Genomic DNA, 15274 nt, shown 5'->3' with positions numbered 1-15274 from the left:
CCCCATCGGGCTGTCCGGGATTACCGGGGGTGGAACCTTTGTTCGCGCACTTTGACCACCACGATGGTCATGTCGTCGTGGCGGGGCATACCGCCCATGAAGGAGCGCACGCGTCGCTCGATAACCTGCACCGCCTCGTGTGCCGAGGCCCGCGCCTGTTCAGCCACAAGCGCCCACAGTCGCTCCTCGCCGAACTCCTCATTGCGCCTATCCATCGCCTCAGTGTAGCCGTCGGTGTAAAAGACAAAACAGTCACCGGGGTGAAGGACAAGTTCCACCTCCTCGATCACCTGGGCGAAGAGGGGGCCACTGGTCAAACCCAAAGCTATGCCTGGTGGACACAGCACCTCCGCTTGGTTTCGTCTGGGGCTCCCTACCACTACAGGATTATGCCCGGCGCGGGCAAGGCGCAGCAGACCGCGCCCAGTATCAAAAACCGCATAGACCATGCTGACAAAATGGCCCCGCTCGGCATTCTCGCAAAAGAGCTCATTGACGCGGATGAGCACTTCCCTCGGCCTCCTCGCCGCCCGGGCTTGAGAACGGAAAAAACCCTTGGTGAGGGTCATGTAGAAAGCAGCCGAGATCCCTTTTCCAGAGACATCGCCCACCGCCACGCCCAACTGTTCCGGACCCAACACGACAAAGTCGTAGTAGTCGCCTCCCACCTCATTGGCCGGGACGCACGATGAGGCGATCTCCAAACCTGGCACCTGCGGCAGCGCGCGCGGCAAGAAGCTGAGCTGCACGCGCCGAGCCACATCCAACTCGCGCTGCAGACGCAAACGTTCGTTGAGGCGCCGCACATAAGCAGGGGCCAGGAGCGACGGTTCCCCCTCCGCGGCCTTGCGGCGGCTCGCCACCAGTCCTATCACGGCCATGAGCGGCAGCAGAAGCAACAGCGCAATTCCATTCTCGCGCACGGCCATGTTACCGGCCGTGGCAAGAGATAACCCTTTGAGCGCCACGCCGCAGCTCAGGAAACCAATGGCAGCGGTGAGGAAATCAGAGCAGAAAAAGGCGGCAAGAATGACACCTGCCACAGCCACCTTCACCACCAGTGCCAGCCACAGCGGCCACACAGCAAACGGGCCATCGCCCAGCGCTCCTACCGCCCACAGCACTGTTCCTAGCAGGCCGATGCGCCACCGGTCTGAACTGTATCTGGCCAAGAACGAAGGAAGAAACAGCACCAAAGCGAATGCCACAAACAGCACGTTGGATAGCAGGACTGCGAAGGAGTACAGGGCGGGCAGGCGCGCCGTGATCTCGTTGTTTGTCAAGGGAAGCTCATGGAAGTAAAAGCGTGTGACCAGGCTGGCGAGCTTGAAAAGCGCAGTGGCCAACCCGGCTGCGGTTAGGCCGACCGCCACACCCCGGGCCATCGCCAGCCCAAACCGGCGGTGGGCAATGCGCCCGGCGCGCAGTGCATCAAGGGACAAGAGTTTATCCGGCCACACCTCCCGGGCGGTGGAATCCGCGGTGGAAACCAGCACCAATAGTAGCAACATATCCAGGGGGACCAAGAGCACCAACGCCACCCCCACCTCAACCAGCCACTGCTCGTGCTGAGCCAGGACGAAGCGGAGGGACAGGGCGGATGCGCCCAGTAAGGCGAAAGGCAGACCCGCCCGGAATGTTATCTCGTCGGCACGCAGCTTCTTGATCAATACGAAGAGAACGAGGACCGTCATGCCCAGGTAGAGCAAGAGCGCCGGCACCCATGTTGCGCGTGCCAAGGTGGGGGTCTCCGCATAAGCAGGTGGGACCTTGTACTCCCACCCGTAGCCGGCCAGCTTTTCGCCCGCGAGTTCGACAAAGAACTCCACCTGCTCCCCGGCCGGCCTTTCGCGCTCACGCCAGCGAAACGTGTAATCCAAGCGGCGCTCGGCATGGCGGGTGCTGACTTCCTGGTCCCCGAAGCTCCCCCACTGGGCGCCAAGTTTCGCGCTAGCCACGGAGACTGCAAGGCGCTCTGCCTCCCCCTGTTCCATGCTTCCCCCCGGGGTTGCTGGGGCATAACTGGCGCGGCAAGCAAGCACACGGCCATCGTCGGTCACGCGCACCTGCACGGCGCGGACCGGCCAGTCCCTGGCCTCCGCTAAGGACGAAGGTCTCTGACCGAGACCGAACACCATCTGTTCAATACGACCCGGTGGTGACCACTCCACTTGCCAGTAATGAACGGGAATCCAGCCCCTTGCGAAACGGTTGGCACGCGCAGTGCCGAATCGCTCCGCAAGGTAACGGATCTGGATGGGGTCCGTGCGATAAGTGAGACGATGGCGATAGCGGGTAATGTCCACTTCCAGCTCCGCTACCGCTTGGCGAGCCACCTGCTCCACCTCGCCCGGCGAAAGTCGGGCCACCCAACCGCCCCACGGGAAAATCTCGGCTGCCCACACCAACAAGACGGCCACCGCGCCGGCAGCGGCAATTGCCAGGCCGATGTCAAACAGAAGCTGCTTACTTCGCTGGCGTCTGTCCATGGAATGCTCTTGGCAAGCTGCTCCCTAGTGGAGCGGGAAGTGATTCTCTATTACGACGTCCCACGGTCGGACCACGCGAACTGGAAGCTCCGTGGTCAAGCCATCAGCACTAATCTCCACCAGCCTGTCTGCCCCGGTGTCCGCCACGATGCAGGAGGCATCATAGATATTCACAGCCACCCCATACGGCTGCACAAAGGGACCATAACTGGCCACCCTGGTTCCATCCGGGCGCAAGCGTACCACCTGTGCCTGACCATGGGGTGACCCCAAGTCCACGACCCAGCATTCGCCCGTGGAGTCATTCGCCGCGAGTGTGTATGCACGCAGGAATGGTCCTTCGGCATGGGCTACGGCTCCGGAGCGCAACGAGATAACCAGCACCTGCGTTGCGTCAGCAACCCATAGGTTCCCATGGTAGCAATCGCAGGCTAACCCAGTGGGCGCCACAAGCTCCACGGCCGCCTCACTCACCCGCCCGTTGGCACTCACTCGCATAACCTTGCGCGCACCCAAATCCGCCACAAAGCATGCCCCGGTGTTAATGTCCACGGCCAGACGCGAGGGGCGCACAAACCCTTCGCTGCTCAGCACCAGGTTCCCGTCTGTGGCAAACTTGTGTACAACCGCACTGTCTGTCTTGCTCTGCTCCAGGACCCACAAGAAGCGCCGGCGATGGTCAAGGGCTATGTCATTGGGTTGCCGCAACCAGCCCAACCTCACCCGCTCGCTGCCCGAGGTGCTGATTTCCGTGACCGTGCCATAAATGGCATCCACTACCCACACACTTCCGGTCACCGGGTCCGGCTCCACAATCCAGGGATAAGCCATGCCACTGTAGCGGAGAAGCTCGTGGCGTCGGTCGTGGGTCAATCGCACCACAGTGCCCTCATAGGCGCTCGCCACCCAGCAATAGGTAGGCCCCGGGACAATAGAGACTGCCTCAGAACACGGTGTCTCATAGTCAGCAGTCACCACAGAGGTGCAGTATTCATGCCGAACTCCATAGGGACGGTCCACATCGCGATAAGTGGCGGAAGGCGCAAGTGCCACTGGCGCGACCATGCTTTCTGGCGCTACCCTCCTGAAGACACGGTAACCAACCAGACCTTCTACGTCCACCTCATCCCAGCGTAGAGTCACCTCGTGACCCTCCGATACCACGGCAACCCCTGTCGGCCTCCCCTTGGTCGAAGGGTTGAGTGGGTCCAGTGGATTTAGTCGCTTGCGGTCCTCACAGGCACCCAGCAGAAGCGCTGCCAGCAGAATCACCCATGGCACGACCCGTTTTGGCATAGGAGCTACTGCAACATCACCTTCATACGCAGGACCTTAGTCCTTGTTTCCACTCGGGACAAAGACAAAGCCGCTTCGTCTGACTTGAAAGGTAAAGAATTATCGGCAGGAAGTCAAGGAAAATTCGAGGGCTTTACTGGGGCGCAACCGGAAGCAGTGTGGAACTGTTGATCTGGCGAACGTAGACCTTCGAGGCCAGCTGGTCCTTGCTTGTCAGGGTGAACACACCACCTTCAATCTGGGAACACGCTAGGAGGAAAACAGCCGCCAGGAAGGACGAACGTTCCGGCGGGCAAGTGAGCGGTTCCAGGGATTCTTTGCCGGTGAGGACACCTCAGCTCGGCTTCTGAAATGGGCAAGTGGGATCCGTCCCCGACCCACCTCTATGCCGGCTAAGATCGGGATCAACGCACCAGCAGAACTTTGCCCCGAGCCTGGACCATGCGCTTCTGTTCTCCATGAGAACCGGAGACCTGGTAGTAGTACACGCCCGACGGAACCGGCTCGCCGCGCTCGTCCTTCCCATCCCACCGGAAGACTATCTCCGAGGCGGAGCTGACTTCCAAACAGAGGGAGCGCACCAGCCGACCTTGCAGGTCAAACAGCGCCAGCGTCAGTGACCGCGAGCCGGCGGGGGGCACTTTGAAGACGACGCTCTCGTTGAAAGGGTTCGGATAGGCTCGCACCGCAAGGTGTGCGCTTGCTGTGGCACTGGGAGGTGCCTCCACGTTGCTTGTCAGTGTACGGAGGTCCAGGACACTGTGTAGCATTGTACCCGGCAAGGGGTGCCACAGGTCGGGAGGTCTGGTCACCTCCACCCATACCAGGTGCAGACAGCTGTCAGGCCCCGTGCAAAAACCGTAGACGCCTGGGCCTCTGGTGCTGTCGCCGCTCAGGATACGGAGGGGTGGGCGCCAGGTCCCATCTTGCCACCACGCGTAAGAGTACGTGGTGCCGCGATTTTTCGATCCTGCCCACACCGCGTGCAGGCGCCCCGCATAGTCGGGCACCACTGAAAAGTTGCCATCGCAGAGCCACTCTGGGCCGGGCGCCACTTCTACCGCCGTGCTCCATACCAGCCCATCGCCGGACCAGCTATGGAGAAGCGTGCCCCGCCATGAATCCTCTGACGCGCGGAACCAGACCAGGTGGCGGAGCCCGTCTACTCCTACCAGCACCTGCGAGGGCGAGGCCGAGGTCGACGAATCCGACCATACCAGAAGGGGCTCTGACCAACGGCCCGTGTCCGGGTCACGCTCGGCGTAACGGAGGAGGTTACGGGGTTTCAGTAGGCCTCCTTCCTCGCGGGTTGCTCCCACGAAGCTGGCATGCAACCGTCCCTCTTTTCCCACCCAAAGGTCTGGCCGCCGAGCAAAGCCCAGATTGGGCTTGATGAGGGCGAAGCGAGGGAACGGCACTGTGGATAGGGACCGGCCGAGCCTGTCAACCATAAGGAGCCGCCAGGTCGCAAGGGGAAGATCCTCCCAACACGCGTACAGGGTCTGTCCTGGCGCTGCCACCACGTCAAAACCGCCGACATCATAGAACCCCTCTTTCATCAGCATCTCGCTCCGCACTATGCCTGAATCGCCGAGCCAGCCCCCCAGCAGAGGCCATCCTCGCCAGCCCTTCTTGCTGGTGACGTAGAAGCCGGTGGACTCGCTCCAAAGTAGCACGGCTTTGCCTTCCTCATTGACAACTATTCTTACCGGGGCGATCTGTCCGTCCCGCAGTTCTCTTAGGATTAAGGGCGGGGACCACCTCCCCTCTGAGCAGTAGGAATAGCACAGACGTGATCCGAAGATGGGAGGCCTGGCAACTTCGCGCCAAACCAAGTGGAGCTGCCCAGCCGGCCCCTCGCAGATTTCAAGAGCTGAGACCCCTACCCTCTGCCAAAGCGCCTGGGGCTGAGACCACTGTTGGGCCCCTGCCCTGTCCATACACCATGGCCACAAGAGGAGGATTCCTATCCCCGAGGCCCCCGTTTTTACCAGACGAGCTCTCATTTTGCACCCCTCCAACTACGGCTCCAGAGACCCCTTGCCCGGGCGCCGGCCCTCGATCGTCCAATAGGCATGAGCAGTCGCGCGCTCGGTAGTCTCAAACTGTCGATTATCCCAGGTGACATACCTATGATATGACTCGATTGTAGCTCTCCATGGTTCGTAGCTAACTGCAGAATCCTCTATGTCGACCTCCTTTCCTGGCGCCTTCCAGGACTCACCAAGCCAAATGTTCACCGAGTCGCTCTCCCCATCGTAAGTGGCCCACACCACGCCGACGACCTTAATATATTGTTCGTACCACGGTGCCGATGTCATGGCCATCCACCAGATAGTGGGGGGCTTGTTTTCCTGGGTCTCATCGCGTGCGCAGGCGACTGCCCAGACATCGTGATCACCGAAGGTATGCGAGTTGCAGGGTGCGGGTGCCAGCGCCTTCTCGGTCAGCAGGAGAATCGCAAGCAAGGTTACCCCCCACGTCGGGATGAACTTGTGGCGGCTCATAGCTGCCTCCCCTTGCTTGTCAAAAGTGATAATGGCCTCAGGACAGTAGTCCTGAAGATTCTGCCTTCTACCTAGCTTTTTCTTTGTTGTAATATAACAAAAAAAACGGCTGTCAAGAGGAAAATTTGGGGCCGTGAGCTGAACCACGCCGTCGGCGGTTGTGCTTGGACGCGAGCATCGCCACGAGGATGCGCACCAGTTCTCGCCTGGAAACACCAGGCTAAATGGCTTGATTTTTTCGGCAAATTTGCATAAACTATCGCCGGCCCTTATCTCGCTCGGTCTAGGTCGTCGTCTATCCAAGGCGGAAACCGCCTAGAGCGGATTACGCACAACGGAGGTGCCCGATGAGAAGACCTTCTGCGCTCCTAATAGCGCTCATCCTTGTCTCGCTCCAGCCCCTGGGGCAGGCTGCCGATGGCCAGAAAAAGATGTTCACATACCGTCAGGCATACGAGGGAGCCGAACCCCGTCTGACTGGGATGCTGCCTCGGATTGAAGGATGGCTCGACGATGAGCACTACTTGGAACGTCTCACCCAGGGCGAAGGGCAGGAGGCCGCACCTCGCCTCATGAAAGTCAATGCTGCTACTGGTGAATCCACCGTCTTTCTGGACTACGCTGCACTAAAGAGCATGCTCCCCAAAGGGTTCTTCCTCCAAGGAGCCATTGATCATACCAGCGATTACTCCGCCTTCTTGTTGCAGCGACAGGATGATCTCTACTATTTTTCTGCCACTACGGGTACCTTTAAGCGCCTGACTGCCAGCCCCGCTGCCGAGAAGAACGCCCGATTCTCGCCGGATGGTTCGCGAGTTGCCTTCACGCGCGACAACAACCTTTACGTGGTTGACATCCAATCCGGGCTGGAGCACCAGCTTACCACCGACGGCTCCGAGACCGTGTACAACGGCTGGGCCTCGTGGGTATATTACGAGGAGATCCTGGGCCGGGCCTCCCGCTACGCCGCCTTCTGGTGGGCGCCAAACAGCCAGATGGTGGCCTTTCTGCGCTTCGACGATAACCCGGTTCCCACCTTCCCTCTGTTTCGCGCCGATGGAGTACACGGCGAGCTGGAGATCACCCGCTATCCGAAAGCAGGAGACCCCAATCCTTACGTAAGGTTAGGCATCGCCCACGTGGACCAGGGTAAAGTGGTCTGGGTTGACCTTGAGGAAAAGGCGGACCACTATGTAGCTTGGCCGTTCTGGACTCCGGACTCGAAGCAGCTATTCTTCCAGTGGATGAACCGGGGACAAGACCACCTCAAATTGCTCTCGGCCGACCCTGCGACTGGAAAGACCACACTGGTTTACGAGGAGAAACAGCCCTCATGGGTCGAGTTCTTTGAGGATCTTTACATCTTCAAGGACGGCAGTGGATTCCTCCTCCGCTCGTGCGTGGACGGCTGGTACCACCTCTACCATTACGACATGGCAGGGAAGCTGAAAAAGCGCCTGACTGCTGGTGAGTTCACGGTGTCCTCCATCAATGTGGTCGATGAAACTAACAGGATGGTCTACTTCCAAGGCGCGCCGAAGGGGGTCGTAGAGAGCCACCTGTACCGCGTAGACCTGGATGGCAAAGGGCTCCAACGCCTCACCCCCTCTCCTGGCACGCATCGCTGTACGGTCTCGCCCCAGGGCAGCTACTTTATCGACACCTACAGTAGCATTGCGCACCCGTCCAAGATGGAGTTGCGCCGCACCGATGGCACGCTGGTGCGCACACTGGGAGACAGCCGCCTGCCGATCATGGATGAGTATGCGTGGGGGAAGGTGGAGCTCTTCACCATCCCCTCAGGCGACGGGTATGATCTGCCGGCGATATGGGTCTTGCCCCCCGACTTTGACCCCGCCCGGCGCTACCCAGTGCTCTTTGAGGTCTATGGAGGTCCTGCTTCGCCATCGGTATCCAATTCTTTCCGGCGACTGAATTGGCACTATTTGGCGCAACACGGTATCATCGTCATTTCCGTGGATCACCGTGGTTCAGGCCACTTTGGCAAAAAGGGCGTGGCCGCCATGCACCGCAATCTAGGGAAGTGGGAGATGCATGACCTGATCGCGGCGGTCAAGTGGTTGCGGCAGAAGCCATTCGTCGACTCCACCCGCATCGGTATCGAGGGCGGCAGCTACGGAGGCTACACCACCTGCATGGCCCTCACCTACGGTGCCGACTATTTCACGCACGGCATAGCGGAGTACTCGGTCACCGACTGGCGGCTGTACGACACTGTGTACACCGAGCGCTACATGGACACGCCGGCCGAAAATCCCGAGGGCTACGCGTTCGGCTCGGTGCTAACCCACGCCGACAAGTACAAAGGACATCTGCTAATCACGCACGGCACCATGGACGACAACGTGCACATGCAAAACACCATTCAGTTCATCGACCGCCTACAAGAGCTCAATAAACAGTTCTCTCTGATGCTCTACCCCAACGCCCGCCACGGCATTGGAGGGGCGAAGGGGGCACACGCTCGCCGGCAGAACCTGCAATTCTGGTTTCGGCACTTTCTGGGCCAGGAACTGGACGTGACAGAGGCAACCGAGTAGTTCGTACGCACTAGGAGACAAGGACTCGCTATGACAGTCATGAGAAGCGGCAGGGTTACTATACCCCTCTTTCTTCTGTGCCTTGCTGGCCTTGGGCTGGCATCCGCCAAGTGGTGTGTGCTGAGCAGTGGCGACCTATCACTTGGCGCCCACCATACGCGCCACGCCGAGGTGTTCGGCAAATACGTGAAGGACTTTAACAACGGCATCAATCTGGCCATTTTGCGTGGCATTGACATCGTCCAGGCTCACGCCATGGACGGTGGTGGTTACTTTACGGGCAAGGATTCGGTGCCCACCGAGTCCCCAGTCTACTACAACCTGCACCTCTTCGGCAGGCCGCTGATCGAAGTGCCAAGGCACTCCAGCTACTGCAGTGGTGCCACTTACACCGCGTTCATCGAGGCATTGAATCTGCTCTTAGGCGAGCGAGCAGGGGAACTTTCGGAGGAGCGCTACGAAGCGCTACGGATGCAGGAACTCGATGGCGGCCGCCGGGAGGACCATGTCAAGTTCTGGGGGCACTGGAACGCCGACGGCTTTGGCTCCCATTACGCCCTGGTGCAGTACGGCAAGATGGGAGAAGAGGTGGCCCCATGCGACCTGCGCCCTGGCGACTTTGTCAACATTTCCTGGAGGTCCGGCCTCGGCCACTCGGTCATCTTCCTCGGCTGGGCGAAGGTCAAGGGAGATAAGAAAATGCTGTACTGGTCCAGCCAGCGCGCCACCAACGGCTATGGCGACCAGCTTGTGTCACTAAAACGGATCAAGAACATTAAGGGGGTGCGATTGACCAAGCCAGAGGGGGTGTTCACCTTCGACCCGGCAACCCCGGTGGACACCACCGTTGCTGGCCAGCGCATTCCATGGTGAAGAATCCATTCCCGCCCGCATGCATTCAGGCGACAGACCCGCTACCTCCATGGACGTAGTGCAGGTTCAGGAACTCACGCGTAGGTTCAAGGCCATCACGGCCGTGGACGGGGTGACCTTCTCCGTGCAGCGGGGCGAGCTCTTCGGCCTGTTGGGGCCAAACGGCGCCGGCAAGACGACGCTAATCCGCATGCTGACCACCCTGCTGCAGCCGACGTCCGGGCGCGCCTGGGTAGCGGGACACGAGGTGACCAAGGCGCGCGATCGCGTGCGGGCGTGCATCGGCATCGTGTTCCAAGAGCCGGCTCTTGACCGCCAGCTCACCGGGCGGGAAAACCTGGACTTCCACGCGCGGATGTACGGCCTCAAGGCCTCCGAGCGGCGCGCCCGTATCGGCGAGGTCCTGGAGTTGGTGGAGTTGTCCGACCGGGCCGATGACCTGGTGGAGCACTATTCCGGCGGTATGCAGCGACGACTGGAGATCGCCCGCGGCCTCATCAACCATCCGCAGGTGCTCTTTTTGGATGAACCAACCCTAGGCCTGGACGCCCAGACGCGCCGCAAAATCTGGGAACACATCCGCACCATGAACCGCAATCACCGCACCACCATCATGCTGACCACCCACTACATGGAGGAAGCCGACGCTCTGTGCGACAGAGTTGCCATCATCGACCGCGGGCGGATCGTGGCACTCGACAGACCCAAGAAGCTCAAAGACCTGATAGGCGCTGACGTCGTCACCCTTGAGGTAGAGTGTGGCGATTGTCGCCCGCTGAAGGACCTGCCCTGGGTCCACTCGTACGTGACTCACGACGATCACCTGACCCTAACGGTGGACAATGGCGAGCGACGAATCCCCTTGCTGATGGAGGTGGCACATCGCCACGGCATCCAGGTGCGCAGTGTGGCGTTGCGCAAACCTAGCCTGGAGGACGTGTTCTTGCACTTTACCGGCACCACCATCAGTGAACGGCATGCCCAGGAGCGCATGCGCCCATGGCGGCGACGCCCCTAAGGCACACCGGCGGGGCCGTCTCATGGAAACACTGTATGGCGCTGATTAATACGCAAGCTGTCTATGTGCTGTGGCTGCGCGAGATGAAGCGCACCTGGCGCGCAAAGAGCCGCATCCTCGGCTCGCTGATGATGCCACTGTTCTTTATGCTCTTCCTTGGATCTGGCTTCCGCCAGGCCAAACTGCCGGGCATTCCTCCTGGCGTGAGTTACATTAACTTTCTCATACCTGGCGTGGTGGGCATGACACTCCTCTTCAGCAGCACTTTTGGCGGGCTCCAGGTGCTATGGGATAAGGAGTTCGGCTTTCTCAAAGAGATCATGGTCACCCCTGTATCCCGTCTGTCCATTGTCCTGGGGCGACTGGCGGGCGCCTCAACCCTGGCGTTGGGCCAGAGTCTGGCCCTAATGCTCAGCGCACTTCCTCTCGGCTTCCGAATCACCTCTGCAGCAGGAATGGCACTTGCCCTGTTGTTCATGCTCCTCATCGCCTTCACGTTTATCGGCATGGGCCTGGCGTTCGCCTCGCGGATGACCGACGTGCATGGCTTTCAGATCATCTTCAACTTTGTGGTCTTTCCCATCTTCTTTCTTTCCGGCGCCCTTTTCCCTGTGCAAAACCTGCCGCGCCTGCTACGTCCGCTCTCCTACCTCGATCCGCTCACCTATGGCGTGGATGGCCTGCGCGGGGCTCTCGTGGGAGCCTCTTCCCTGCCGCTTGCCCTGGACCTCCTCGTGCTGGGCGCTGCATGTGTCGGCGTCCTGGTGCTGAGCTCGCTTCTGTTTGAGACCAGTGACGTGGGCCACTGAGGCGGAACAGTGAGGGCCCTATGGGATCCGTGCTCTTCTACATCGTGGACGTGTTTGCCGAAGAACGCTACAGCGGCAATCAACTTGCGGTGTTCCGCCATGCACACCGCCTCCAGCCGGCAATCATGCAGCGCCTGGCCAAGGAAATGAACTTCTCCGAGACGACCTTCATCATGGCAGAAGAAGGGGAGGCGTTCCCTGTCCGCATTTTTACGCCGGCAACCGAGGTGCCGTTTGCCGGACACCCCACGCTGGGCACAGCCTTCGTCATCCAGCAGGAAGTGATCCGAAGGCAAGTGCCCCGTCTCTTCCTCGACCTGGCCGTGGGGCGGATTCAAGTCCGTTTCGAGTACGGGCCTCAGGGTGTGGAGCAGGTGTGGATGCGCCAGACAGAGCCGACCTTCGGCCCCGTGCTTGAGCGGGGGTGTGTCGCCGGGGCCCTAGGTTTAGCGCCTGAGGAACTTGGGCCTGTTCAGCCGCAGGTGGTGTCTACGGGACTACCGTTTATCATCGTGCCCGTTGTGTCACGGGAGGCCTTGGCCAAGGCGGGGCCGACCTTCTCACAGGAGTGTTCCGAGGGCCTGCCTGTCAAGGCGTTCCTGCTCTTTTGCCAGGAGCCGCGTTCCTGCGCTAACCACCTGAGTGTTCGCGTCTTTGCCCACGAGTACGGCGTGCCCGAGGACCCCGCTACGGGGAGTGCCAACGGCTGTCTCGGCGCCTATCTCGTCCACCACCGTTACTTCGGGCAGAACAAGGTCGACCTGAGAGTGGAACAGGGGTACGAAATAGGGCGCCCCTCTCTGCTCCTGGTGCGGGCATCCCAGCTGGCAGACACGATCCAGGTCGAAGTGGGCGGGAGAGTGCTCATGGTGGCCAAGGGCGAACTCGTGTAGCAGGAAATTCGCTGGAGTAGACACGGAGTGGTTGGGGAGAACTAAACTGGTTAGGCACGATGGCCGCAGGTGGTGCACTACACAGGTTTGTCGCCTTTTTCGCCACAGGACAGGACAAACCCTTGTTAGCGGATAGAGACGCCATCAACAGACGATATAGGCGCGCGCGAGTGTCGGTCATGGCGGGCATCACCTTTGGCTATGCCCTCTCCTACCTCTGCCGCCTGGGAATTTCGGTCGCAAAAAAACCACTCATAGACGGGGGGATCCTGAGCGCCGAACAGCTGGGCCTTATTGGGGCGGCCTTTTTCTACACGTATGCTGTCAGCCGGTTCACCAATGGGTTCTTAGCCGACCACGCCAACATCAAACGCTTTTTCCCCTTGGGGATTTTTCTTTCCGCAGTAGCGAATCTCACCGTGGGCACAACTACGGCTTTCTGGCTCTTTGCTCTGCTGTGGGGTTTGAATGGATGGTTTCAAGGCTTTGGCTCAGTCTCATCGGTCGTGGCGCTGAACCACTGGTTCGGCGACAGCGAGCGGGGAAGGTTTTACGGCCTGTGGAGCACCGCCCACGCCATGGGTGAGGGGCTCACATTTGTCCTCACTGCCGCAATGGTTGCGGCATTGGGTTGGCGTTTCGGCTTCATCGGGCCTGGGTTGATGTGCTTAGGGGTGGCGGCCGCCCTTTACGCCGCCCTCGAGGATCGGCCGCAGACCCTGGGCCTGCCGCCAGTGACGCAGTGGCGGGGGGAGAAGCCGCCGCACGAGTCACGCCCCATGAGCCCGCGGGCGCGATTAAAGACGCAACTCCTTTTACTCAAGATGCCCAGCCTCTGGGTTCTGGGGCTGGCTTGCATGGCCATGTCGGCCACGCGCTATGCCATGAATAGCTGGGGGATCCTCTATCTACAGGAAGCCAAGCACTTTTCTCTGATCACAGCCGGAAGCCTTCTGGCGATCAACACCGTGGCTGGCATTGCGGGGTGTGTGGCCTTTGGCTTTGTGTCCGACACGTTGTTCAAGGCCCGGCGACCGCCGGCCAACCTCCTTTTTGGTCTGCTCGAGACAGCGGCGCTCACCGGCATCTTTCTCTGCCCGCCGGAGCAGCCGCTGTGGCTCTCCATTGCCTTTGCCATGTATGGCTTCGGTCTGAGCGGCATCCTCGCCTCGCTGGGCGGCCTGTTTGCCATCGACCTGGCTCCACGTGAGGCGGCAGGTGCGGCGATGGGATTCATGGGTATATTTAGCTACCTGGGCGCCGCACTGCAGGAGTCTGTGAGCGGGTTCTTAATCCATCGGGGTACCACAATAGTTGAAGGCGCGCGGCGCTACGACTTTCGTTATCCTATTCTCTTCTGGGTTGCCACCTCCATCGTATCACTGCTGCTGGCCACAACCCTGTGGCGAGCACGACGTCCTGCCCACTGGGCGGAGGCAACATGATAAGGCACCTGTTCGGTTTCTTTGCCACTCAGGCCGATAAACCACCGATTCCCGACAGGGCGGTTGTAGACAGACTCTACCGACGGTATCGCCTTCTGGTGATGATCGCCATCACCGTGGGCTACGGGCTAGCGTACACCTGTCGGCTGGGGCTCTCGGTGGTGAAAAAGCCGCTCATCGACAGCGGGGCTTTCTCTCCAGCCGAGCTGGGGACCATCGGTTCTGCTTTTTTCTATACGTATGCCTTTGGCAAGCTGGTCAACGGCTTCCTCGCAGATCATGCCAATCTGAAGCGCTTTGGGTCATTGGGAGTCCTGGGCTCGGCGCTGATCAACGGCGCCATCGCCTGGTGCAGGGGATTAGGTCCGTGGGTTATGCTGTGGGGCTTGAACGGCTGGTTCCAAGGCTTTGCCGCCCCGACCGGTGTGGTCTCGTTATCGCGCTGGTTCAGTAATCGCGAAAGAGGACGCTTCTACGGCATCTGGAGCACTGCGCACGCATTTGGCGAGGGGATCACCTGGGTAGGTTCCGCCGCGCTCGTGAGCTGGTTGGGCTGGCAGTGGGGTTTCTGGGGACCGGCTGCCATCTGTGTTGGCGTGGCCATAGGGCTGTACTTCACCCTGCAGGACCGGCCACAGACGCTCGGCCTGCCTCCCGTGGCCGTTTGGCGCCAGGACTTTGCCGAGCCTCAGCCCGGGCAACCGCTGGGCCGATGGCAAGCGCAGCTCCTGGTGCTCAAGACGCCGGCCATCTGGCTTGTTGGTCTGGCCAGCGCCGGCATGTACATCACGCGCTATGCTATCAATAGCTGGGGCTTCCTCTATCTGCAAGAGGCAAAGGGGTACTCGTTTCTTACCGCGGGCAGTTTGCTGGCTATCAACACTCTGGCTGGGGTAGCAGGATGTGTGGCGTTTGGCTTCATCTCCGACCACCTCTTCCACGCACGGCGACCCCCAGCCAACCTCCTGTTCGGCCTACTGGAACTGGCAGCACTCGGCCTTCTGTTTTTGGCGCCCCCGGGTAAACCCGCGCTGATTGTGGCCGCCCTCGCCGTGTACGGCTTCGGCCTCAACGGGTTGGTCACCTCTTTGGGAGGCCTGTTCGCAGTTGACATTGCGCCAAAACAGGCAGCAGGCGCCGCCTTGGGATTTGTGGGCGTGTTCAGCTACATAGCCGCCGCGGTGCAAGAAAGGGTCAGCGGACACCTCATCCAAAAAGCGATGGTGGTGAGTGAGGGAGTGAGGACGTACCATTTTACCCCGGCGATACTCTTCTGGCTGGCCTCGTCAACGTTGTCGCTGCTGTTAGCTGCGACGCTCTGGCGCGCGCGCACTCAGGATTGAAGGTCAATGCAGGCGCGGCAAAGAAACCAAGACCAAAACG

The 15274-nt window shown here is 60.3% G+C and carries 11 protein-coding genes; 7 read left to right on the top strand and 4 right to left on the bottom strand.

Features of this window, described 5'->3' with window-relative positions; genetic code table 11:
• Window positions 1-20: 20 nt before the first annotated feature.
• From ONB25_02315 to ONB25_02300, 4 genes are all read right to left on the bottom strand, one after another.
• A complete protein-coding gene (locus ONB25_02315) occupies window positions 21-2489 on the bottom strand; it encodes a PP2C family protein-serine/threonine phosphatase (GenBank protein ID MDZ7391721.1) in 2469 nt (822 codons plus the stop codon).
• 24 nt (window positions 2490-2513) lie between these two features.
• Window positions 2514-3785 carry a hypothetical protein gene (locus ONB25_02310; GenBank protein MDZ7391720.1) on the bottom strand — a complete coding sequence of 424 codons (1272 nt, stop codon included), beginning with the start codon at window positions 3783-3785 and terminating at the stop codon, window positions 2514-2516.
• Between the two features lie 404 nt (window positions 3786-4189).
• Complete coding sequence (locus tag ONB25_02305; GenBank protein MDZ7391719.1) at window positions 4190-5461, bottom strand: T9SS type A sorting domain-containing protein; 1272 nt, start codon at window positions 5459-5461, stop codon at window positions 4190-4192.
• Between the two features lie 345 nt (window positions 5462-5806).
• On the bottom strand, window positions 5807-6292 hold the full coding sequence (locus ONB25_02300) for a hypothetical protein (GenBank protein ID MDZ7391718.1): 486 nt from the start codon (window positions 6290-6292) through the stop codon (window positions 5807-5809).
• A gap of 347 nt (window positions 6293-6639) precedes the next feature.
• Here ONB25_02300 and ONB25_02295 point away from each other — a divergent pair, with 347 nt between their 5' ends.
• The 7 genes from ONB25_02295 to ONB25_02265 all read left to right on the top strand — a co-directional run bounded on the left by ONB25_02295 (window position 6640) and on the right by ONB25_02265 (window position 15234).
• Window positions 6640-8853 (top strand): S9 family peptidase, encoded by a 2214-nt coding sequence (locus ONB25_02295; protein MDZ7391717.1) that lies wholly within the window; start codon window positions 6640-6642, stop codon window positions 8851-8853.
• Between the two features lie 30 nt (window positions 8854-8883).
• Window positions 8884-9726, top strand: a complete 843-nt coding sequence (locus ONB25_02290) for a hypothetical protein (GenBank protein MDZ7391716.1) — start codon at window positions 8884-8886, stop codon at window positions 9724-9726.
• 49 nt (window positions 9727-9775) lie between these two features.
• Complete coding sequence (locus ONB25_02285) at window positions 9776-10744, top strand: ATP-binding cassette domain-containing protein (GenBank protein MDZ7391715.1); 969 nt, start codon at window positions 9776-9778, stop codon at window positions 10742-10744.
• Window positions 10745-10779: 35 nt separating this feature from the next.
• Window positions 10780-11553, top strand: coding sequence for an ABC transporter permease (locus ONB25_02280; protein ID MDZ7391714.1), 774 nt, complete (start codon window positions 10780-10782; stop codon window positions 11551-11553).
• 20 nt (window positions 11554-11573) lie between these two features.
• Complete coding sequence (locus ONB25_02275) at window positions 11574-12446, top strand: PhzF family phenazine biosynthesis protein (GenBank protein ID MDZ7391713.1); 873 nt, start codon at window positions 11574-11576, stop codon at window positions 12444-12446.
• A gap of 179 nt (window positions 12447-12625) precedes the next feature.
• Window positions 12626-13891 carry an MFS transporter gene (locus tag ONB25_02270; protein MDZ7391712.1) on the top strand — a complete coding sequence of 422 codons (1266 nt, stop codon included), beginning with the start codon at window positions 12626-12628 and terminating at the stop codon, window positions 13889-13891.
• Complete coding sequence (locus ONB25_02265) at window positions 13888-15234, top strand: MFS transporter (protein ID MDZ7391711.1); 1347 nt, start codon at window positions 13888-13890, stop codon at window positions 15232-15234. The genes ONB25_02270 and ONB25_02265 overlap by 4 nt, the downstream gene beginning before the upstream one ends.
• The last annotated feature ends 40 nt before the right edge of the window (window positions 15235-15274 follow it).

It is taken from the genome of candidate division KSB1 bacterium, from assembly GCA_034506335.1.
Lineage (GTDB): Bacteria > Zhuqueibacterota > Zhuqueibacteria > JANLFK01 > Oleimicrobiaceae > Oleimicrobium.
The sequence above is the reverse complement of the archived record's forward strand: the minus strand, read 5'-3'. Positions and strand labels throughout refer to the sequence as shown.